Here is a 19,670-nt window from a genome sequence, read left to right on the forward strand (position 1 = left end):
GACCGTCAGACCGACAAACCGTCAGACCACGCCGCTGCGCCCCACCACCAGCCCCGCCCGGTCGATACAGATCACGTCGACCGCGACGGGCGCCCCGCGCAGTACCGCGAGGGCCTCGTCGCGTGCGGCCACCGCCACCAGGTCTCCGAGCGGAACGCCGGCCGCTGCGCACAACTGGAGTGCCGCGAGGCCGGTGTTGGCGTCCGCGACCTCGGTGGCCAGTGCCTCGCTCGCGCCGCCGCGCCGGGCCAGCTCGGCGAGGAGGCCCTTGTCGACCTGGGAACGGGCGGAGTGCAGGTCCAGATGACCGGACGCCAGCTTCGACAGTTTCGCGAACCCGCCGCAGATCGTGAGCCGTTCGACGGGATGCCGTCGTACGTACTTCAGTACCGCCCCCGCGAAGTCGCCCATGTCGAGCAGGGCTTCCTCGGGGAGCCCGTACGTGGCCACGACCGTCCTCTCCGAGGTCGAACCGGTGCACCCGGCGACGTGGGTGTGTCCCGCCGCCCGGGCCACGTCCACGCCCCGCCGGATCGAGTCGATCCACGCCGAGCAGGAGTAGGGGACCACGATCCCGGTGGTCCCGAGGACGGAGAGCCCGCCGAGAATGCCGAGCCGGGGGTTCCAGGTGGACCGGGCGATCTCCTCGCCGTCGTCGATGGAGACGGTGATCTCGACATCACCCCCGCCCCTGTGTTCGGCCGCGACCCGGGCGACATGGTCGCGCATCAGCTGCCGGGGGACCGGGTTGACCGCCGGTTCGCCGACCGCCAGCGGAAGCCCCGGGCGGGTGACCGTGCCGACGCCCGGACCGGCCCGGAAGACGACGCCCGACCCGGCGGGCAGCAGACGTACGGTCGCCCGGACCAGTGCGCCGTGGGTGACGTCCGGATCGTCACCCGCGTCCTTCACGATGCCCGCCATGGCGTACGAGCCGGTCAGCTCCTCGGTGGCCAGCGCGAACGCCGGTGTCTGGCCCCTGGGCAGCGTGATCGTCACCGGGTCGGGGAAGTCCCCGGTCAGCAGGGCGGTGTACGCCGCTGTCGTGGCGGCGGTCGCACAGGCGCCGGTGGTCCAGCCGGGGCGCAGGCCGGTGTGCTTGAGTTGGGCGCCGCGTCCACCCCTGGCCCCGCTCGCCTCGCTGCCGCTCATCGCCACTTGCCGCTCATGAAGGGAATCCGGTCCTCGTGCCGCACGTACTGATCCTGGGCGGAACCGCCGAGGCCCGCAGCCTCGCCGAGCTCCTGGCGGCCGGTACGCGGTTGCCCTCGCTCCGGGTGACGAACTCCCTGGCCGGACGGGTCTCCGCGCCCCGGCTGCCGCCCGGCGAGGTGCGTGTCGGCGGTTTCGGCGGGGCCGAGGGGCTCGCCGAGTGGCTGCGCGCACACCGGGTGGACGTGCTCATCGACGCCACCCACCCCTTCGCCGAGACGATCAGTTTCCACGCGGCACGGGCCGCCGCCGCAGCCCATGTTCCCCTGCTCGCGCTCCGGCGCCCCGGCTGGGTGCCGGTCGAGGGTGATGACTGGCACTGGGCCGGCTCCCTCGCGGAGGCCGCCGCGCTGCTGCCCGCGCTGGGCCGACGGGTGTTCCTCACCACCGGGCGCCTGGGACTGGCCGCCTTCGCCGTCGCCGCGCTGGACGAGCTGTGGTTCCTCGTCCGTTCCGTTGACGCGCCCGAGCCCCCGCACCCGGCCCGCATGGAGGTGCTGCTCGACCGCGGCCCCTTCACCCTCGACGGCGAAGACGGCAAACCTGGCGAACGCGAGCTGCTGCGCCGCCACCGCATCGACGTCGTCGTCACGAAGGACAGCGGCGGCCCGGCCACCGCCCCGAAGCTGACGGCGGCGAGGGAGGCGGGGCTGCCGGTGGTCGTCGTACGGCGCCCGGCGGTACCGGAGGGCGTGCCGGTGGCCGACAGCCCGGAGCAGGCCCTGCAGTGGCTGATGTCCCACCCAACGCGCCTGCACTCCTGAATCCTTGTCGGGGCTGCCCTGGTACGCGATCCTCCGCCTGCCCGTCCTCTCCGCGGCCGACAACCTCACGATCACCGGACTGTCGGTCGCCGTCGCGCTCATCATCGGCACGGTCGAGCTGCTGGGCCTGATCGCCGACCAGGCGGATCTCCACGGCCCGTTCTGGGACCGGGTCTCCGGCCTGGACCTCAACCTCGTCGGCTACGTCATCGGCGGGCTGTTCCTCGCGACCTGGGCCGTCGCCCCGGTGGTGTGGAAGGTCGGCCGGATCGAGGAGAGGTGGACGTCGGGGCTGGCGAAGCCGGAACTGGCGGAGTCGAAGGCGTAAACCGCTGCACGGACTCCCCGTCACTCACCTCCGCTCATTCAACGTCGCTGGCGATCGCGTTCACCGCCGCCGCCGCGATGGCGCTCCCGCCCCGGCGTCCCCGTACGACCAGATGCTCCAGCCGGGACGGGTGCCCGGCCAGCGCGTCCTTCGACTCGACCGCGCCGACGAAGCCCACCGGCACGCCGATCACGGCGGCGGGGCGGGGAGCGCCCTCCTCGATCATCTCCAGCAGCCGGAAGAGCGCGGTGGGCGCGTTGCCCACGGCCACCACGGCACCCTCCAGCCGGTCGCGCCACAGCTCCAGCGCGGCGGCGCTGCGCGTGGTGCCGAGCCTCGCCGCCAGGTCCGGTACCGCCGGGTCGGTGAGCGTGCAGACGACCTCGTTGCCGGCGGGGAGCCGCTTGCGGGTGATGCCGCTGGCCACCATCGAGACGTCGCAGAGGACGGGGGCGCCCGCGCGCAGGGCCTCGCGGGCGCGGGTGACGACGTCGGGTGTGTAGCCGAGGTCGCCGGCGAGGTCGACCATCCCGCAGGCGTGGATCATCCGTACGGCGACCTGGGCGACGTCGGCGGGCAGGTCGGCGAGGTCGGCCTCGGCGCGGATGGTGGCGAAGGACTGGCGGTAGATCGCGGCGCCGTCCTTCTCGTACTCGAACACTGGGTTCTCACTCATCGTCGACGTTCGTGCTGCGGACCGGGCCCGGTGATTCTACGAATGGAGGAGCCCTTTTCTCGCCACGCCCGGACGGTTGCTTCGTAGCCGGAGCCGATGGCGTCAGTCAGGCACCGGGTCGACTGGCCGTGGCTGACGGCCCCTTCTGAACGATCGAGTCCAAGGGGCGTATGCGGAGTTCGACACGGCGGTGCCGGGCTGTAAGCGAACCCGACCGCACGGCAGTTGGACCAAACCCCGCAAGCAGCGGAGGGCCTGAGCGGAGGCCGGACCCGGTTGAGCCCCAGCGTCGACGCATGGCAGGCTCATGGTCCATGGTCGACGAATTCGCGAAAGAGTACCTCCACGGTGATCTGCGTGAGATCCGCGAGACGATGGTGTGGAAGCTCGACGGGTTGTCCGAATACGACATCCGCCGCCCCCTGACCTCGACCGGAACCAATCTTCTCGGCCTGGTCAAGCACCTGTCGATCTGTGAGTCCAGGTACTTCGGCGAGGTCTTCGGGCGGCCGTTCCCCGAGCTCCTGCCGAGATGGGACGACCCTGCCGAGCGAGACGCCGACACATGGGTGACCGAGCACGAGACGCGCGAGGACATCATCGGCCGATACCGTCGCGTATGGGAGCACTCGGACGCGACGATCAGCGCCCTCGCCATCAACTCCCCTGGTCACGTGCCCTGGTGGCCACGCCCTGACGTGAAGCTGTTCAACATCCTGGTCCACATGCTCACCGAGACGAGTCGTCACGCCGGACACGCCGACATCCTGCGCGAACAGCTCGACGGCTCCACAGGAACAGCGGCCAAGTACGCAGATCCGCAGCCCGACGCGACGTACTGGGAGACCCGGCGCACGACGATCGAGCAGGCCGCCAAAGCAGCCGCGGCAAGGGCCGATCACGTTGGCTCCGCCAACGCACACGACTCAATGGGGACTACGCCCTGACCAAGCCGGCAACTGGCGGCCGGCCCTACCGCAGTTCGAGCGGAAGCGACGTCTGTTCCGCGGCCGGTCCCAGGTATGTGTACTCCGTGGACCTCGCGATGCCCACGGCGTCCAGTCCCTGCCGGAAGCGGACCCGGAAGTGGACGTTGTCCCCGAGGCCGGGGCGCATACGCAGCAGATCGTCGGGCTCCTCGAAGCGGACGTCGTAGGCCGGCGAGTTCTTGGCGGTGCCGGTCTTCACCTTCACCCAGCCGCTCTCTCGCAGCTCGGTGATACGGCCGGAGATGGTGATCTCCTGATCGCGGTTCCTGGTCTCGCGGAGCCGTTCGACATAGCCCCGGCCTCGTTCCGTCGGCCGGGCCCGGCGCATGCTGCCGTCGGCGCCGTACCAGGTCACGCCCAGGTCGAGCCCGTACTTTCCCAGCGCGCGGGACAGTGCCTCGACCGCGTCGAAGAGCCTCGCCCATTCGCGGATGTCAACCTCCGACTCCAGGGCGGCCAGCAGTTCGGTGAGCGTGCTCAGGCCCGTGCTCGCGGCGGATGTGGCCGGAGCATCCTGGGCGTTCAGGGCGGCTGGCCCGAGGGAGACGGACGGGTACACCGGTCGGGCGTGCACGACAGTGCTACCTGCCGAGACTCCCGTGAGTTCCAGCTGTACCGGGGTGCCCGCGGCAACGGAGATGGCATGTTCCACAGGGTTGAGCAGGGCATCCCCCACGGAAACCGGAGAGCTCCGCCTTCCGTGTCCGGACCGGTCAGACGAAGCCGAAGCTCTTCGTCGAGCCGGGCATCCGGTGCGTACTCGCGCGCCGCTGCGAGGCGGCCGGCACGGTGGTCCGCCTCGATCTCCTCGTCGTCCCTGTCCTCGATACCCATCTCATTGAGGAGCCGCGCCGTATTCTCGGCCGCGCCCGTGGCGTCCCTCAGGAGCGCGCGCCTGCGCTCACGCCAGCGGTCGCCGGTCGCAGTCGCACCTCCAGGCCACAGTCCGACCCGACAGTTCAGAAACCCAAGTACGTGATCTGGACGACGTACACGCGCTCGCTCCGCACGACGACCTGGTACGTGAACATGCCGCCGGGGACGAGGATGTCGCCGCCCTTCGGGTCCAGCCCTTCGTGGGCTCGGCCGTGGACGTGGAGGGCTTCGGCCGCCCTGACCAGCTCGTCCGCCTTCCGGGCAACCACGGCGAGGAAGGGAGCTGGAGCGGTTCGAGCAGTTTCCTCCGCACCGAACGCGTACTCCCACTTCCAGCTCACTCGCGGACTGTCTTCATCGCCTCGTCCAGGACAGAGGTCACTTCCCGAAGGGCCTCCTGAGCGATGACCGGATTTTCGTGCTCCAGTTGGCTCAGCGCGACGGCGTAACGGGCGGACAGATCGGGGCGGCGCGCGATTTCGATGTTCCTGGCCCAGGCCAGGACCCAGCTCTGCACAGGGCTGAGTGACTGCCACTCGACCGCCAGGGCGAAGGCCTCGTCCTTCTGGGCCTGCATCTCCTCCAGGCGCCCCGGATCGACGACGGCGAGGGCCGCGCGCAGGGCGTCAGGGGTGTGTTCGGGACGGGGGATCAGCTCGCGTCCGTGGTCAGACTGGGTGCTCATCGTGTCCTCCTGGGGATGCCGTCGCCAGGGTACCGAGCCGGGTCGGCGGCCGAGCGAGCCTCGGGAGGAAGCGGGAAACGCGTCGGCGGAGAATCTGGCCAGGGGTGACGAGCTGACCATGGCGGGACCTGAGGCTTTCGTGCGGTGGAGCCGCTGACGTGCGCAGGCGTGCATCAGGCGGCCATGGGAACGGCAACCCGGCAATCGCGGCAGCGACCGGCTTCTGGCCCACGGAAACCCCGGTCACAGCCGTCGCAGTTCCGGAGTGGGTGACGGACGGGGACGGTCTCCGGTGGCGGGGGAAGGCCCCCGAATGGCGCCGGGGGTGGCAGTCGGGCGATGAGTCGGTGGGCCAGGAAAGCGGCCGGGCGCCGCATGCCCTCCGGTGGGAGGTCGCTGATCAGCGCGTGCCGTACGGCGGTGGGGCTCGCGTCGCGTTCCAGCCAGGTGGCGACGCCGGGGGCGAGGTGGGCTGTGTCGCAGGCGGACAGGAGCAGGTCGGGGTCGAGGCGACGGAGGCCGGCGAGGAGGTCGGTGGCCTGCTGGAGGAGGCCCGGTCCGGAGTACGCGGGCTGCGGTACGGCGGGGAGGGGCTTGCGTGGGGTGCGCTTCTTCGGCGGGCCGGGGGCAGCGGTGGTGGGGTGCGCGGGTCGGGGCGGCCGGGCGGACCCGCTGTTGGCGTCGGTGTCGGCGTCGGCGTCGGCAGGGCGCTCCGCGTGATGCCCGGGCTGGTTGCAGGAGATCGTGCGGGTGACGATGTGGCCGGTGGTGGTGCGTTCGCGGGTTCGGCGCAGGTAGCCGTGGGCTTCGAGTTCGCGCAGGGCTGCGGCGATACGGGTCGTGCCCTCGGGGAACCTCTTGGCGAGGCTCTTGATGTCGACGGGGGCACCGGGGGGCAGCGACTGGATGTGGACGCTCAGCCCGATGGCGAGCAGCGACAGCTCGGGGTGCTGGGCGAGGTGGTTGCCGATCACCGTGAAGCGGTTGGCGTGGCGGGCGTTGTCGTGGATGACGCCGGAGATGCCGGATTTGGGGCGCCGTTGGGGGTGATTTTTGCCCGCCGGGCGGGACTGGGCGCACGGGGGCGCGCTAGGGTTTTTCGTATCCATCGGGAAGGTGTGCTTCCTTGTTGGTCAGGCCCTCGCATTGGGATGCCAGTCCCGGCGAGGGCCGTCGTATGTCCGCTGTAGGCGGTTGTCTGTGGTTGTCCGTGGTCGTGCTGCTGCGCTGAGCGTAAGGCAGGCAACCGGGCACAAATGCAGCTGAGTTGCTGATGTTCACTCGGGCGAGTGAGTTTGCGCGGGAGCGGCTGTCTGCGGCCGTGGCCGCCGTCTCCGGCGGGCGGGAGGGGTGGGGTTTGGTTGGTTTCTTTCTCCCTGAGTTCCTTTGGAAGACCGCTGGTCCCACCGGAACACGGAGAGCGGGGTTCCGGTGCGACATCGAGTTCCGCCGGCACCGTTTTGCGAGGCCGCAGCCCCGGCCCCCCACCACGCTGAAGTTGCGGAAGTCGTGTGCGGGTTGGGCCTCGGGGGCGGCCATTTGTTGATTCACGTCACTCAGAGGGGCCGCACACGCCTACCGTGAGCAGTGACTCCGCCGTTGCGTACGGTGACTGTCCGGAGCTTGTCCGTCCGGGCGTCCGGAGTGCCCCTGCGGCACGACGGCATCGACGTGGACATCCTCAAGGAGCGCCTGCGCACCGAGGTGCCCGCCTTCGTCTACGTCATCCCGGACTTCCAGAACCCCGGCGGGGTGACCACGAGCGAGGAGAAGTGCCGCGAACTGGTGCGGCTCTCCGCCGAGTTCGTTGACCGGGGTCTGCGGGGCCACCCTCGTAGGGCTGTTCACCACCCTGCCGACGGACCTGGTCGCCGTCGTCGCCGGGGTGGCGCTCCTGGGCACGTTCTCCACGAGCCTCGCGCAGACCCTCGCCGACGAGCCCGGCAGAGACGCGGCCGTGGTGACGTTCCTGGCCACGGCGTCGGGCACCACGCTGGGTGGGATCGGTTCGGCCTGCTGGGGTCTCGTCCTGGGCCTGGCGACACACGGACTGCTCACCTGCCGGCCACTTCGTCCACGTCGTCGAAGGACATGACCGTTCCGCCCCTTCGGGCACAAAAGAACCCGACCGCTGGCGACGGGGGATGCACCAGCGATCGGGCTCTGGCCAAGGGTAACAAGACTGCATGCTCAGTGGGAGTCGAGTGTTCCCCTCTGACTCCCAGTTGTGACTGGGATCACTCTCATTCACCCCTGTTCCAGTACAACCGTTTCCGTGGACCACACACCGACACGCTGACCGCTTCCGGGAAGCGGCGAGCGGGCGGCGCGGTCGGGACCCGCCCGGTCCCCCTGTCCCCCACGCGCCTACGTCTACGCGTCACACGGCGGCTCGTACGACAGTCGCGGCAGATACTCGTGCCATCTCTCCGCTGTCAGGACGCCCCGGGTCGTCGAGCAGATGTGGGTGACCGCCGCGTCGACGTCGAGGTTCCACAGGCGGACCGTGTCCGCGCCGCTCGACACTCCGACGATGCCGCCGCGGGGGCTGAACGCCAGGAAGTTGCCCGTCTTGGCGTTGGGGCTCATCGACTGGCCGATGGACGTGGCCCTCGACGGATCGGCGACGTCCCAGAGCCGGACCCCGTTGTCGTTGCCGCCGCTCGCCAGGATCTCTCCGCCCGGGCTGAACGACAGTGACTCGACCGCCTCCGTGTGCCCGGTGAGGGGAGAGCCCAGGCCGTGCGTCCTGGCCGGGTCGGTGACGTCCCAGAGGCGGACCGTGCCGTCGTCGCTCCCGCTGGCGAGCGTACGGCCGTCCGGACTGTAGGCGAGTTCGTTGACCGGGCCGAGGTGGCCCTTGAGCACCTTGCCGAGAAGGGTGGCCCTGGCCGGGTCGGTGACGTTCCAGAGCCGGATCGTGCCGTCCGCGCTCGCGCCGGCCAGGGTGCGCCCGTCCCGGCTGAAGACGAGGGAGCTGACGTAACCCTTGTATCCGGTGAGCTGGGGGCCCAGGGGGCGCAGCTGAGCCGGGTCGCTCGCGTCCCACAACTGGATGGTGAAGTCCTCGTAGGCCGTGGCCAGCGTGCGTCCGTCCGGGCTGAACACCACCGAGGCCGCGAACCGGGTCTTCAGTCTGACGGGGGCCGCCCAGGCGACGGGATGCTCCGGGTCGCCGACGTTCCACAGCTGCACCGTGCTGTTCCCGGCCGCCATCGCGAGCGTGCGGCCGTCCGGGGAGAACACCGGCGTCCGCACCTCGCCCTCCCCGGGCGTGAACGGCTCGCCCTGCGCCACGGGATGATCGGGCCGTTCCACGTTCCACAGCCGGACGCGTCCGTCGCGCGAACCCGTGGCGAGCAGCTTGCCGTCCGGGCGGAACACCCCGAGGCGGCCGATCATGTCCGACGTCGGCAGCGACCACAGCCGGACCCGGCTGTCGCCGCTTCCCGTGGCGAGCGTACGGCCGTCGGGGCTGAAGCCCAGCGCGTACATCTCGCCGCTGCTGCCCGCGAGGGGTTCGCCGACCTGTGAGGGGTACTGCGGATCGCTGACGTTCCACAGACTCGCCGTGCTGTCCGCGCTGGCGGCGGCCAGCGTGGACCCGTCCGGGCTGAAGGCCACCGACCAGATCGCGTCGGTGTGGCCGGTGAGCGGCGCGCCGAGCTGGGCGGCGTGCGCGGGGTCGGACACGTCCCACAGCCGGATCGTGTCGTCGGCGGCGCCGCTGGCCAGGGTGCGGCCGTCGGGGCTGAAGGCCACGGAGTGCACCAGGGCCGTATGGCCGGTCAGTCTCGTGCCGTACGGCTTCGGGTCGCCCGGCTCCGACACGTCGTACAGCCGGATCGCGTGGTCGTCGCCGCCCGCCGCCAGTTTCCGTCCGTCAGGGCTGAACGCGATCGCGCGCACCGCGGCGCCCGCGCCGGTGAGGGTGCCGATCGACTTGGGGCGGGCCGGGTCGGCCATGTTCCACAGACGGACCGTGCGGTCCTCGCCGGCGGAGGCGAGCGTACGGCCGTCCGGGCTGAAGGCGATCAGATAGATCGTGCCGTCGTGGCCGGTCAGGGGGGCGCCGAGGGAGCGCGGACGCGCGGGGTCGGACAGGTCCCACCGGCGGATCGTGCCGTCGTCGCCCGCGCTGACGAGGGTGCGGCCGTCGGGGCTGAAGACCGCGCTGCTCACCCAACTCGCGTTCCCGGCGAGGGGTTTGCCGAGCGGCCTGGGGTTCGACGGGTCCGCCACGTTCCACAGGCGTACGGTCCTGTCGTAGCTGGCGGTGGCCAGGAGCCGCCCGTCCGGGCTGAACGTGGTGAGGTAGACGGCGCCGGTGTGGCCGATCAGCGGGGTGGACAGCGGTGTGTTCACGATCGAGATCAGCCGGCTGCGGGTGCTCGCGTCGTCCGGGCGAAGCTCGTGGGCGACCAGACTGAGCTGCGCCGACAGCGACGGGTCGGTGTACTGGACGCGGTCGGCCTCGGCGAGCACGTTCTCGAACACCGCGTCGTCGCGCTGCTGCCGGGCGATCAGCGCCGCACCGCCCGCCAGCAGGGCCAGTACGACCACCACGGCGACGGCGGCGCGGCTGACCAGGACGGTGCGCCGGCGCAGCCTGACCGAGGCGGCCAGGAACTGCACCGCGCTGCGGGTCAGGCTGGTGTCACCGGCGGACTTCGCCCAGCTGTGCGCCTGCTCCAGCCGTGAGCCCCGGTAGAGGAGGGAGGAGTCGCGCTTCGACTCCTCCCAGGCTCTGCTGTCGTCCTCAAGGCGCTGGCGCAGCAGGTTGCCGCCCCGGTCCTCGTCGATCCAGTCGCGCAGGCGCGGCCAGGCGTGCAGCAGCGCCTCGTGGGTGATCTCCACGCTCTCCGCGTCGAGCGTCACCAGCCGGGCGCGTACCAGCGCTTCGAGGGACTCCTCCGTCTTGCCCGGGTCCGTCGACTCGGCGGCCAACTGCCGCCGCGTACCGCGCCTGCGGGTGGCCTGGGTGTCCTCGCCCAGCCGCACCAGCCGCAGCAGCAACAGCCTCGCGGCGGTGCGTGCCGCCGGGTCGAGGCCGGTCCAGGCGTGCTCGGCGGTCGCCGCGACCGCTCCCTGGATACCGCCGGCCGCACGGTAGCCGGACAGCGTCAGCCGGCCCGCCTTGCGGCGCTGCCAGGTGGCGAGAAGGGCGTGCGAGAGGAGCGGCAGGACGCCCGCGTCGTGTGTTCCGCGCGGGCCGTCGGCGCTCACCTCCCGCACGATCAGCTCGGCGAGTCCCGGTTCGAGCTCCAGGCCGACGGCCTTGGCGGGGCCGCTCACCGCATCCCGCAGCTCGGCGGTGGTCAGCGGCCCGAGGACCATGTGCCGGTGCTGGAGCGCGTCGGCGAGTTCGGGGTGGCGCAGGCACTGGTCGTAGAAGTCGGCGCGGATGCCGAGGACGACGAGCGCGGGCGCCGGCTCGCCGGACCCGGCCGCCTCGCCGGGACCGGCCCGCTCACCTGGTCCGGGGGGCGAGGAAGCGGCGTGCAGGAGCTGGATGAACGTGTTGCGGACCGTCTCGTCGGCGCAGAGGGTGAACGTTTCCTCGAACTGGTCGACGATGACGACAGGGCGGGCGGGAGCGGCGGTCGCGGAGTCGGGGGAGTCCGGGGCGTCGCGGCGGGCCCAGGCGGCGACCGTCTCCCGTACCGCACGGGCGAATCCGGGCGTACCTGGCTCGGTCGCCGGCTCCCCGGCGGGGGACAGGATCTCCGCGAGCCCGGGTATACGGCGGGTCAGTTCGGCGAGGGGATCACTGCCCGGCACGAGCTGGAGGACCTCGCGGGCCGGCTCCCCCGGGCCGCCCAGCGCCCCCTCCTGCAGCGCGGGCACCAGCCCGGCGCTCAGCAGGGAGGACTTGCCGGCCCCGGAGGCGCCCACGAGCATGACCAGACCCCCCGCGCCCGGTTCCGGGGTCTCCGCGGCGTGGAGCTGGGCGACGAGGGCGTCGGTGCTCCGCTCCCGGCCGAAGAACCACCGGGTGTCCTCCAGCCGGTACGCGGCGAGGCCCCGGTAGGGGCACACCCCGCCCGGCACGGCCGCGATCTCGGCGGCGGGCGGTTCCTCCTCGTCCAGGGACCCGGCGATCCGGTCGCCCACCGGGTCGGCGACGGCACGCTCCCACAGGCGCTGCCACTGGACCATGTCGTACAGCCCCGGAGAGACGGGCACGGGCCGGTCGCGCCGGGCCGGCGGGACGAGGACGCTCAGTACGGCGGCGAGGGCGGCGAACTGCGCGGGCACGTTCCTGGCCCGCCGCCAGTCGCTGATCCGCTGGACGGAGACCCGCACGGGGCGTCCGCGTTCGTCGACCCGCTGCAACTGGGCGACGGCTTCGGCCACCCGTTTGAGGGGAGGATTACCGGCCTCCTTGTACAACAGCGCGAGCCGTTCCGCGAAGGCCGTGCGTGCCCCTGAGTCGGAACTCAAGGTCTCCACCCCTTACTTCCCCCGCGTGGTCATCCGGTGTCATCCGGACCGGAAAACCCATTCTATATGGCTGACCTGCGGTTAAGTCGTCCGTCCTGTACCGGAACCTCCTCTCCTGAGGCCCTGGATGGCAGGATCATGACGCAACAAGGAACCAGCCACGTGGCGTCCACCCGGACCACCAGCGCGGCGATCCCCAGGGCAGCCAGGGAACCGAACGTTCTCGGCCAGCTTCTGTGGGTTGTCGCCGGCCGGGGTGTCGGTCGCACCACGCGGACCCGAGATCCGTGGAACCGGCACCGTCCGGAGCCTCCCGGGTCCCCGTCCATCGTTCGGCACCGGTCCCCACGTGGGGAGGGACCGGTGCCGAACGTCGTGGTGGGCGCAGTACGGTGCCGGTACGCGCAGGGGCCTTGTCGGGGTTGTTGGGGGAGAACCGTTGAGCGCTCGGATTCTGGTCGCCGAAGACGACGAGATGCAGTCCCGCCTGATCCGGATCTATCTGGAACGGGAGGGAAACGCGGTGCAGGTGGTGGCCGACGGCCGCGCGGCCCTGGAGCGGGCCCGCTCGACCCGGCCCGACCTCATCGTCCTCGACGTGATGCTGCCCCTGGTCGACGGACTCGACGTGTGCCGCATCCTGCGCGCCGAGTCGGACGTACCGATCCTCCTCCTCACCGCCCGCACCACCGAGGAGGACATGCTCCTCGGCCTCGACCTCGGCGCCGACGACTACCTCACCAAGCCGTACAGCCCCCGCGAGCTGACCGCACGGGTGCGGGCGTTGGTGCGCCGCTCCCGGCAGGCGGGCGCGGCCGCGCAGCCGTCGGTGCTGCGGGTCGGCGAGGTGGAGCTGGACACGGCGCGCTTCGAGGTACGGATGGCCGGCCGGCCGGTGGCGCTGACCTCCAAGGAGTTCAACATCCTGGAGACCCTGGCGCGCGAACCCGGCCGCGTCTTCACCCGGGCCCAGATAATCGAACGTGTCTTCGGCTACGACCGGGACGTACTGGAGCGCACGGTAGACGCCCACGTCATGAACTTACGCCGGAAACTGGAGGCGCAGAGTCCGGGAAAACCCCGCCTCCTGGAAACGGTGTACGGCCGGGGGTACCGACTGGCGGACGGGAGCGACACCTAGGCCCGGATTTCCAGCCCGTCCGGCGTTTGAGGACGAGCGCGTTCAGCGCGAAGGGGGGTTCGGGGGCGCAGCCCCCGAGGACGGGACGGGTAGGGGCGGCGGGGGGGCGAGGTCAAAGGGGCCGCACCCCCACCGCCCCCTCGGGCGCCCTCGGCAGCACGATCGTGAACGTCGTCCCCACCCCCACCGCACTGCGTACGTCGATCGTCCCCCGGTGATCCGTCACGATCTGGCGGGCGATCGACAGCCCCAGCCCGCTGCCCCCCGTCGCCCGCCCGCGGGACGCGTCCGCGCGCCAGAAGCGGTCGAACAGGTGGGGCAGGTCCGCCGCCGCTATCCCCTTGCCGGTGTCCCGGACCTCCACGACGGCCAGCTCACCCCGGGGAACCACGGTCAGGGTGACCGAGCCGCCCGCCGGAGTGGCCCGCAGCGCGTTGCCGACCAGGTTGCCGACGACCTGGCGCAGCCGGTCCGCGTCCGCGGTGACATGGACCGGAGCGGGCGCCTCCACCCGTAGCGCGACACCCGCCGCCTCGGCCTGGGCGTGATGGGCCCGGCGGCCGGCCTCCAGAACGTCACGCAGATCGACGTCGGCGGGGTGGTATGTGAGCGCCCCCGCCTCCGCGAGGGCGAGATCCTGCAGGTCGTCCACGATCCGCTGTTGGAGCAGCGCCTCCCGGTGGAGGGAGTCGAGCAATTCGGGGGTCGGCTCGACGACCCCGTCCCGCAGCGCCTCCAGATAGCCGCGCAGATTGGCCAGCGGGGTGCGCAGCTCGTGCGCGATGTCCCCGGTGAGCCGGCGCTGCCGTTCCTCACCGGCCTGGATGGAGTCGGCCATCCGGTTGAAGGCGCCGCCGAGCTGCGCTATCTCGTCCCGCCCGGAGACGGGCACCCGGCGCCCGAGGTCACCCTCGCCGAGCCCTTTCGCGGCGACCGTCATGGCCCGTACGGGACGGAGGACCGCCCTGCTCAGCAGCAGTGCGCCGGCGATGACCGCGAGGGCGACGCCCGCCGCGACGGCCATGGTGGGCGCGGCGGCCAGGGTGGGCGCCGACTCGTTCCGCACACCGAGCCGGACCTCCAGGCGGGGCGGGGCGACGGAGCCGATCCGCTCGTCGAACACCCGTTGTAGACAGGCGGCGAAGCGCTGTTCGGCCTCACAGGACCGGAGGGCGCTCAGATCCGCCGGGTTCAGCGGATCGGCCGAGCCGGTCGGCGCGGCGCACTGCGCGGGCCGCCGGTCGGCGCTGATCCGGGGCACGCCGAGCTTGTCCGGCCGGGCGGTCACCTCGGCTCCGGCCCGGGTCAGACAGGCCGCGTAGGTGATCTCGGTGCGGTAGCGGGCGACCGCCGCGGAGACCTGTTTGACCGAGATCCGGCGCACCTGGCCCGCCGGGACCCTGAGCGCGGGGCGCGGGTCCACCACCACCGGGGGCTGGCCGCTCAGCGCGCGGGGTGTCCGGCCGGCCAGGGCGTCGGAGTCGGTGAGGAGCACGTCGGACTCCGTGGTGACCCGGATGCGCTGGCCGGTGTCCCGGGCGAGTCCGGCGACCGTCGGGGAGAGCCCGTCCCAGGTGCCATGGACGAATCCGTACGTCCGGAGCTCGCCGGTGATCCGGGAGACCTCCTGCCGCCCGGCCGTGACGGTCTCCTGGACCTGGCGGTTCGCCTGGCGCAGGGTCAGCCAGCCGGTGGCGGCTGTCGCGGCCATGGCGACCAGCATGAGCAGGCCGAGGACCCGGAGCCGGAAACTCATCGCGTGACCCTTTCGGTGCGGATTCCCTGGATCTCTTGTTCTCTCTTGCTCTTTTTTGATCTCTGTGGATCGAGAGAGAGGTGTCGGCCAAAAGAACCTCAGGAGTGGCGGATTCCCCCCTGATCGCTTTCGGCCCCCTGAGTATCAGAAATGGACAGCCGTGGGCGGAATCATTTCTTCAGTCGTCATACGAGGTGATTGTGCTTAGGTCGCTGGCCCCCAGTTGTCACAGGGGGTTGCAGGGGCCGCTGCTCTCGCATTTCGCAGCGCCGACGAATCACATACAGGGGGTATGAAATGAAGCGTCGAATCGCGGCACTCGTTCCGGCACTCGCGGCCGTGGCCATCGCCGTTCCGCTGTCCATCGCCACGCCGGCCGCCGCGCACGCCTCGTGCGGCACCACGGTCTCGGACAAGGACAGCGGCTCGTGGGGGAAGAGGGCCAACGGGGCCAACGAGCGCAGCGGATCCAGCACCAGCTGTACCGTCAAGGGCATCGCCTACAACACCCAGACGCTCGACTACCACTGCTGGACCGTGGGCAACGACGACTACACCTGGACGTACCTCAGGAACGACTCCACGGGTATCACCGGCTGGGTCCGGGACGACCTGCTGAGTGACGGTGGCAGCTCCGTGTACTGCGGCTTCTGATTCGCCGCGTACGTCCGGCACGTCGAAACAGCGCGACAGCGGGGGCGGTCCCGGTTCTCGGGGCCGCCCCCGCTCCGTACCACCGGAACGTCGGCCAGAACGCCCGGTGGTGGTCATGTGCCCGCCAGTGCCTCCGTCGGAGCCAGCCGGCTCGCCCGAACGGCCGGATAGAGGCCCGCGATCATGCCGATGAGCAGGGTCGAGCCGATGCCCGCCACGCTGGCCCACGCCGGGACGACCGTCGGCCAGTCGCGGCTGAGGGCGTAGCCCGCCGTGATGACCGTGCCGAGCACCGTCCCGCCCAGCCCGCCGATGAGGGAGAGCAGCAGCGACTCCGTCACGAACTGCGTCCGGATCTGGCCCCGGGTCGCGCCGAGAGCACGGCGCAGACCGATCTCCGGGCGCCGTTCCAGCACCGAGATGACCATCGTGTTGCCCACCCCCACACCCCCGACGAGCAGCGCGACCCCGCCGAGCCCGAGCAGCAGCCCGGTCAGCGCCGACTCGGTGGCCTCGCGGGCCGCGAGCGCGTCGGAGGGACGCGAGATCCGCACCTCGCCCGGCTTCTCCGGGTAGGCCGTGGCCGGCAGCACCGACCGTACGGCGGTCACCTGGCTGTCCTCGGCACGGACGTACACCGTCGACGGATGACCGTCGAAGCGCAGATAGCTCCGGGCCGCCTGCCAGCCGACCAGCGCGGCACTGTCCAGCTCAGGCGCCAGCGGCACCGGACCGAGGACGCCGATCAGGGAGAACCAGCGGTCACCGATCCACAGCCGGGTCCCAGGGGTGTACACGTCCAGGCGCTGCGCCGCGGTGGCACCCAGGACGACCGCCGGGTACGCGGCGGTGGCCGAGTCCAGCCAGCGACCCCTGTTGACCTTCCCGCCGACGGCGGGCAGCAGGTCCGTGCCCGACGCGAGCACGGTCAGCGAGTTGGTACGCCCGATGGCGATGCGCTCGTTGCGGTACACGCTGGCGCTGACCGCGCCGGTGGCGGTCACCTGCTCCACGGGCGGGATGCGCCGGACCATCGCGACAGCCTCGTACGGCAGCTTGGCCTTCTCGCCCGTGAGGGACTCGCCGGGGGCGACCCGCAGCAGATTCGTCCCGAGGGCGTCGAGCCGCCGGTCCACCTCCGCCTGCCCGGACCCGGAGATACCGACCACCGCGACCATCGCGGCGACGCCGATGGCGATCCCGAGCGCGGACAGGAACACCCGCAACGGCCGCGTCCGCAGCCCGGTCCCACCGAGCCGTACGACATCGGCGGGCCGCAGCCGCGCGGCGCGCAACGGCCTGGGCCTGTCCAAGGGGTCGGTCACTGATGCGCCCCGATCGTCGTACTTGTACTTGTACTTGTACTCGTGCCGGTGCCGGTGCCGGTGCCGGTGCTCTGCAGGGTGTCGTGGATCAGGCGGCCGTCGCGCATCTCGATACGGCGGGGGAGCTGGGCGGCGATCTCCAGGTCATGGGTGATGACCACGACCGTCGTACCGGCCGCGTGGAGTTCGCGCAGCAGTTCCAGTACGGCGGCTCCCGACACGGAGTCGAGGTTGCCGGTCGGCTCGTCCGCGAGCAGGACCGACGGCGCGCCGACCACCGCACGGGCGACCGCGACCCGCTGCCGCTCGCCCCCGGAGAGCTGGTGCGGCAGATGCCGGACGCGATGGCTGAGCCCGACCCGGGACAGCGCGGACGCGGCCCTGGCCCGGCGGCGGCGCATCGGCATGCCCGTATAGAGCAGACCGTCCGCCACCGAGTCCAGCACCGGAACACCGACGGCCAGATGGAACTGCTGGAAGACGAAGCCGATCCGGGTGGCCCGCAGCGCGGAGACCTCACGGTCGGACAGCTTCGCCACGTCGTACCCGTCGACCAGGACCCGCCCCGCCGAGGGCCGGTCCAGGCTCCCCATGAGATGCAGCATGCTCGACTTGCCCGACCCCGACGGCCCGACCACACCGACCAGTTCACCGCGCCCGATCCGCAGACTCACGTCACGGACGGCGGCGACTCCACCGGGATAGGTCTTGGAGACGGCGTCCAACTCCACAACGGGACGTAAAACAAAGGGAGTTGACGCGGCGGGAGGCGTCGCGGCGTGAGGTGTCCCGGCCGGCTGCGAAGGCTCGCTCACTCGGGGATCCTCACCTTCATGCCCTCGCGGACCCCGGAACCGCTGACCTGGACGTTCCCGTCGGCGAAGAGCCCCGTCCTCACCGCGACGAACCGGCCCTCCTCGGTCTCCAGCCCGTGTCCGCCCTCGGCGAGGGCGACCAGCGCGGCGACCGGCACACTCAGCACGTCCTTGACCTCGCGGCCCACGTACTCGACGGTGACAGGCCCGCTCTCCAGCCGTCCCACGGACCTCTGGTCCGCGATGGTGATGGTCACCGGCAGAGTGGCGGCGCCCGCTCCCGACTCGCCTTCGGCGCTGCCCCCCTCGGGCGTGCTCGCCTGCCGCCCGACCGAGGCGACCTCGCCCTTCACGGACTTCCCGTCGGGCAGCGTGATCCCGACGACCGTGCCGCGTACGGCCCAACTGGCCTCCGCCGCCGAGGCGTTGACGACGACCTTGCGTGCCGTACCGGTGTACGTCAGCGTGTTCTCGCCGACGGCCGCACCGAGCCGGGCGCCCGGCTGACCGATCCGTACCTTGCCGGCGGAGTAGATGACATCCCCGACACCGACCGTCCCGGTCTCGGCCAGCCCCAGCGACTTCTGCCAGCGCTTGACGGCCCGCGCGGTGGCGTCGGTGAACTTCTCGTCCACGGTGAAGCCGGTGTAGCCGAGCGAGGCGAGGCTGGTCTCGAACTGCAGGACGTCCATACCGGTGAGCGGCGCGGGCGTACCGGCTCCGGCACCGGCATCGCCTCCGGTTCCCGTTCCCGTTCCCGTGGTGGGGGAGGGGGAAGCGGCGGGGGCGGCGCCGGTCCCGCCGTCGGCCTTCCCGGCTTCCGCGGACCCCGCATCGGCCTCGGAGTTGGAGTTGGAGGTCGACGTGGAGGTGGAAGCGGTGGCGGGGGCGGTGAGCCCGAGGTCGCGGTACATGGGCATCGACCCGTACAGCAGCACCACGGGGCGGTCGTCGACCCGCAGCAGCGTGTCACCGCGCTCCACCGTCGCGCCCTGCTGGGGCAGCCAGGTCACGGTGCCCGTCGCCTTCACCGGGAGCGGTATCTCCGTACCGAAGCCCAACTGCCCGTCCACGTCCGTACGTTCGGTGAGCGTCGTCCGGGTGACCGGAACGACCGAACCGGCCCGGGGCGGTGCGCTCGGGCCCTTCTCCTCGCCGCCGCCGAGCCCGAGAGCCCCGACCACGGCGACGGCCGCCACGACGACCACGGCACAGGCGATGAGCGCGGTACGCCGGCCACGCACCCCGCGCGGCGGCTCGGTCTCCACCGGCTCGGTGTCGTCGTCGAAGTGGGTCATGGTGTCCGTCTCCGCCACGGTCAGCCCTTGCCGGGGGCGGCGGTCGCCGGAACGCCGACGATCGGCCCGCAGATACGGGTGGCCCGCTTGGCGCCGGCCGACGTCTGGTCCCACTCGCCCTGGCCCAGACCGTCGGCACCCGGGTCGGGGAAGTCGGCGGCGCCGTTCTTCTGCATACAGGTGGCGTACTCCTGCTTCACCTTGATCTGCGCGGCGGTGAGCGCGGGCTGGTTGCCCTTCTCGACGCTCTCGGGAACGGCCGTCAGATACTCGTCACACGCCACCGAGGCGGTCTTGAACTTCGGGTTCTTCTTCAGGGCGCGCAGATTGTCGCCGCCACCGAAGTCGATGTTGCCCTGCGCGTCCGGGTCCGGTGCGTCGATCCCGTTCTCCCGCAGACACTTCACGTACTTGCCCTGGGCGGCCACGTACGCGGCCACATCGTCCCCGGAGCCGCCGCCGGTCGACGAGCCGGACGCCGCCGCTCCCTCGCTCGCCGCCGTGGGGACCTTCGAGCCACCGTCGCCGCTCCCGCAGCCGGTCAGCGCCAACGCCATGACCGAGGCCGCCGCGGCCAGCAGTACCCGATTGATCCTCATCGGTCCTCCCCGTCCTCCTGTCGTGCCCGGCCACGAACGAGGCGGGCAGCCCGACGGTAGAACGGACATGATGAAGAACTTTTGAAGAACCTGTCATCCGATCATGCG

17 protein-coding genes and 1 pseudogene are annotated in these 19,670 nt (G+C 71.5%); 6 read left to right on the plus strand and 12 right to left on the minus strand.

The genetic code is table 11. The features are described from left to right. Positions 1-21 precede the first annotated feature (21 nt). Positions 22-1,152, minus strand: a complete 1,131-nt coding sequence (locus IEY89_RS16205; protein ID WP_189148093.1) for a cobalt-precorrin-5B (C(1))-methyltransferase — start codon at positions 1,150-1,152, stop codon at positions 22-24. A 35-nt stretch (positions 1,153-1,187) separates the two neighbouring features. Here IEY89_RS16205 and IEY89_RS16210 point away from each other — a divergent pair, with 35 nt between their 5' ends. Further along, on the plus strand, positions 1,188-1,976 hold the full coding sequence (locus tag IEY89_RS16210; protein WP_189148094.1) for a cobalt-precorrin-6A reductase: 789 nt from the start codon (positions 1,188-1,190) through the stop codon (positions 1,974-1,976). Between the two features lie 7 nt (positions 1,977-1,983). Next, positions 1,984-2,304: pseudogene (locus IEY89_RS16215) on the plus strand (HoxN/HupN/NixA family nickel/cobalt transporter); the annotation flags it as partial. Positions 2,305-2,338: 34 nt separating this feature from the next. On the opposite strand, the gene IEY89_RS16220 reads toward IEY89_RS16215, so the two are convergent. Further along, positions 2,339-2,980, minus strand: coding sequence for a precorrin-8X methylmutase (locus tag IEY89_RS16220; RefSeq protein WP_189148096.1), 642 nt, complete (start codon positions 2,978-2,980; stop codon positions 2,339-2,341). 314 nt (positions 2,981-3,294) lie between these two features. Between IEY89_RS16220 and IEY89_RS16225 the strand changes: the two genes are divergently transcribed. After that, positions 3,295-3,927 (plus strand): DinB family protein, encoded by a 633-nt coding sequence (locus IEY89_RS16225; protein ID WP_189148208.1) that lies wholly within the window; start codon positions 3,295-3,297, stop codon positions 3,925-3,927. A 25-nt stretch (positions 3,928-3,952) separates the two neighbouring features. Here IEY89_RS16225 and IEY89_RS16230 read toward each other — a convergent pair whose 3' ends face one another. The 4 genes from IEY89_RS16230 to IEY89_RS16245 all read right to left on the minus strand — a co-directional run bounded on the left by IEY89_RS16230 (position 3,953) and on the right by IEY89_RS16245 (position 6,639). After that, positions 3,953-4,543: a hypothetical protein gene (locus tag IEY89_RS16230; protein WP_189148097.1), complete on the minus strand. Its 591-nt coding sequence runs from the start codon at positions 4,541-4,543 to the stop codon at positions 3,953-3,955. 385 nt (positions 4,544-4,928) lie between these two features. Then, a complete protein-coding gene (locus IEY89_RS16235; protein ID WP_189148098.1) occupies positions 4,929-5,186 on the minus strand; it encodes a hypothetical protein in 258 nt (85 codons plus the stop codon). Next, complete coding sequence (locus IEY89_RS16240) at positions 5,183-5,530, minus strand: hypothetical protein (protein ID WP_189148099.1); 348 nt, start codon at positions 5,528-5,530, stop codon at positions 5,183-5,185. Before IEY89_RS16240 ends, IEY89_RS16235 begins: the two co-directional genes overlap by 4 nt. A 173-nt stretch (positions 5,531-5,703) precedes the next feature. Next, positions 5,704-6,639, minus strand: a complete 936-nt coding sequence (locus tag IEY89_RS16245) for a helix-turn-helix domain-containing protein (RefSeq protein WP_189148100.1) — start codon at positions 6,637-6,639, stop codon at positions 5,704-5,706. Between the two features lie 698 nt (positions 6,640-7,337). On the opposite strand from IEY89_RS16245, the gene IEY89_RS16255 reads away from it, so the two are divergent. Next, complete coding sequence (locus tag IEY89_RS16255; RefSeq protein WP_229695255.1) at positions 7,338-7,625, plus strand: benzoate/H(+) symporter BenE family transporter; 288 nt, start codon at positions 7,338-7,340, stop codon at positions 7,623-7,625. A gap of 278 nt (positions 7,626-7,903) precedes the next feature. Here IEY89_RS16255 and IEY89_RS16260 read toward each other — a convergent pair whose 3' ends face one another. Then, the gene (locus tag IEY89_RS16260; RefSeq protein WP_189148101.1) at positions 7,904-11,983 is read right to left on the minus strand and encodes an nSTAND1 domain-containing NTPase; all 4,080 of its coding nucleotides are present in this window, start codon (positions 11,981-11,983) and stop codon (positions 7,904-7,906) included. A 430-nt stretch (positions 11,984-12,413) separates the two neighbouring features. Here IEY89_RS16260 and IEY89_RS16265 point away from each other — a divergent pair, with 430 nt between their 5' ends. Beyond that, a complete protein-coding gene (locus IEY89_RS16265; protein WP_189148102.1) occupies positions 12,414-13,115 on the plus strand; it encodes a response regulator transcription factor in 702 nt (233 codons plus the stop codon). A gap of 112 nt (positions 13,116-13,227) precedes the next feature. Here the strand turns inward: IEY89_RS16265 and IEY89_RS16270 are convergent, their stop codons facing one another. After that, positions 13,228-14,871 (minus strand): sensor histidine kinase, encoded by a 1,644-nt coding sequence (locus tag IEY89_RS16270; protein WP_189148103.1) that lies wholly within the window; start codon positions 14,869-14,871, stop codon positions 13,228-13,230. Between the two features lie 297 nt (positions 14,872-15,168). Between IEY89_RS16270 and IEY89_RS16275 the strand changes: the two genes are divergently transcribed. Next, the gene (locus IEY89_RS16275; RefSeq protein WP_189148104.1) at positions 15,169-15,525 is read left to right on the plus strand and encodes an SH3 domain-containing protein; all 357 of its coding nucleotides are present in this window, start codon (positions 15,169-15,171) and stop codon (positions 15,523-15,525) included. A 113-nt stretch (positions 15,526-15,638) separates the two neighbouring features. On the opposite strand, the gene IEY89_RS16280 is transcribed toward IEY89_RS16275, so the two are convergent. The 4 genes from IEY89_RS16280 to IEY89_RS16295 form a co-directional block, all read right to left on the minus strand. Further along, positions 15,639-16,850, minus strand: a complete 1,212-nt coding sequence (locus IEY89_RS16280) for an ABC transporter permease (RefSeq protein ID WP_189148105.1) — start codon at positions 16,848-16,850, stop codon at positions 15,639-15,641. Beyond that, positions 16,847-17,581 (minus strand): ABC transporter ATP-binding protein, encoded by a 735-nt coding sequence (locus IEY89_RS16285; protein WP_189148106.1) that lies wholly within the window; start codon positions 17,579-17,581, stop codon positions 16,847-16,849. The genes IEY89_RS16280 and IEY89_RS16285 overlap by 4 nt, the downstream gene beginning before the upstream one ends. 80 nt (positions 17,582-17,661) lie before the next feature. Next, entirely contained in the window at positions 17,662-18,981 is a 1,320-nt protein-coding gene (locus tag IEY89_RS16290) for a peptidoglycan-binding protein (RefSeq protein WP_189148107.1), read from the minus strand. A gap of 2 nt (positions 18,982-18,983) precedes the next feature. Continuing rightward, a complete protein-coding gene (locus IEY89_RS16295) occupies positions 18,984-19,562 on the minus strand; it encodes a hypothetical protein (RefSeq protein ID WP_189148108.1) in 579 nt (192 codons plus the stop codon). Between the last annotated feature and the right edge of the window lie 108 nt (positions 19,563-19,670).

The organism is Streptomyces lacrimifluminis (assembly GCF_014646095.1).
GTDB classification, from domain to species: Bacteria; Actinomycetota; Actinomycetes; order Streptomycetales; family Streptomycetaceae; genus Streptomyces; species Streptomyces lacrimifluminis.

Excerpts from the sequence above, each read along its gene's own strand:
- IEY89_RS16205 (WP_189148093.1), bottom strand. The coding sequence starts at position 1,152 with ATGAGCGGCAGCGAGGCGAGCGGGGCCAGGGGTGGACGCGGCGCCCAA.
- IEY89_RS16220 (WP_189148096.1), bottom strand. The coding sequence starts at position 2,980 with ATGAGTGAGAACCCAGTGTTCGAGTACGAGAAGGACGGCGCCGCGATC.
- IEY89_RS16225 (WP_189148208.1), top strand. The coding sequence starts at position 3,295 with ATGGTCGACGAATTCGCGAAAGAGTACCTCCACGGTGATCTGCGTGAG.
- IEY89_RS16240 (WP_189148099.1), bottom strand. The coding sequence starts at position 5,530 with ATGAGCACCCAGTCTGACCACGGACGCGAGCTGATCCCCCGTCCCGAA.
- IEY89_RS16245 (WP_189148100.1), bottom strand. The coding sequence starts at position 6,639 with ATGGATACGAAAAACCCTAGCGCGCCCCCGTGCGCCCAGTCCCGCCCG.
- IEY89_RS16270 (WP_189148103.1), bottom strand. The coding sequence starts at position 14,871 with ATGAGTTTCCGGCTCCGGGTCCTCGGCCTGCTCATGCTGGTCGCCATG.
- IEY89_RS16275 (WP_189148104.1), top strand. The coding sequence starts at position 15,169 with ATGAAGCGTCGAATCGCGGCACTCGTTCCGGCACTCGCGGCCGTGGCC.
- IEY89_RS16295 (WP_189148108.1), bottom strand. The coding sequence starts at position 19,562 with ATGAGGATCAATCGGGTACTGCTGGCCGCGGCGGCCTCGGTCATGGCG.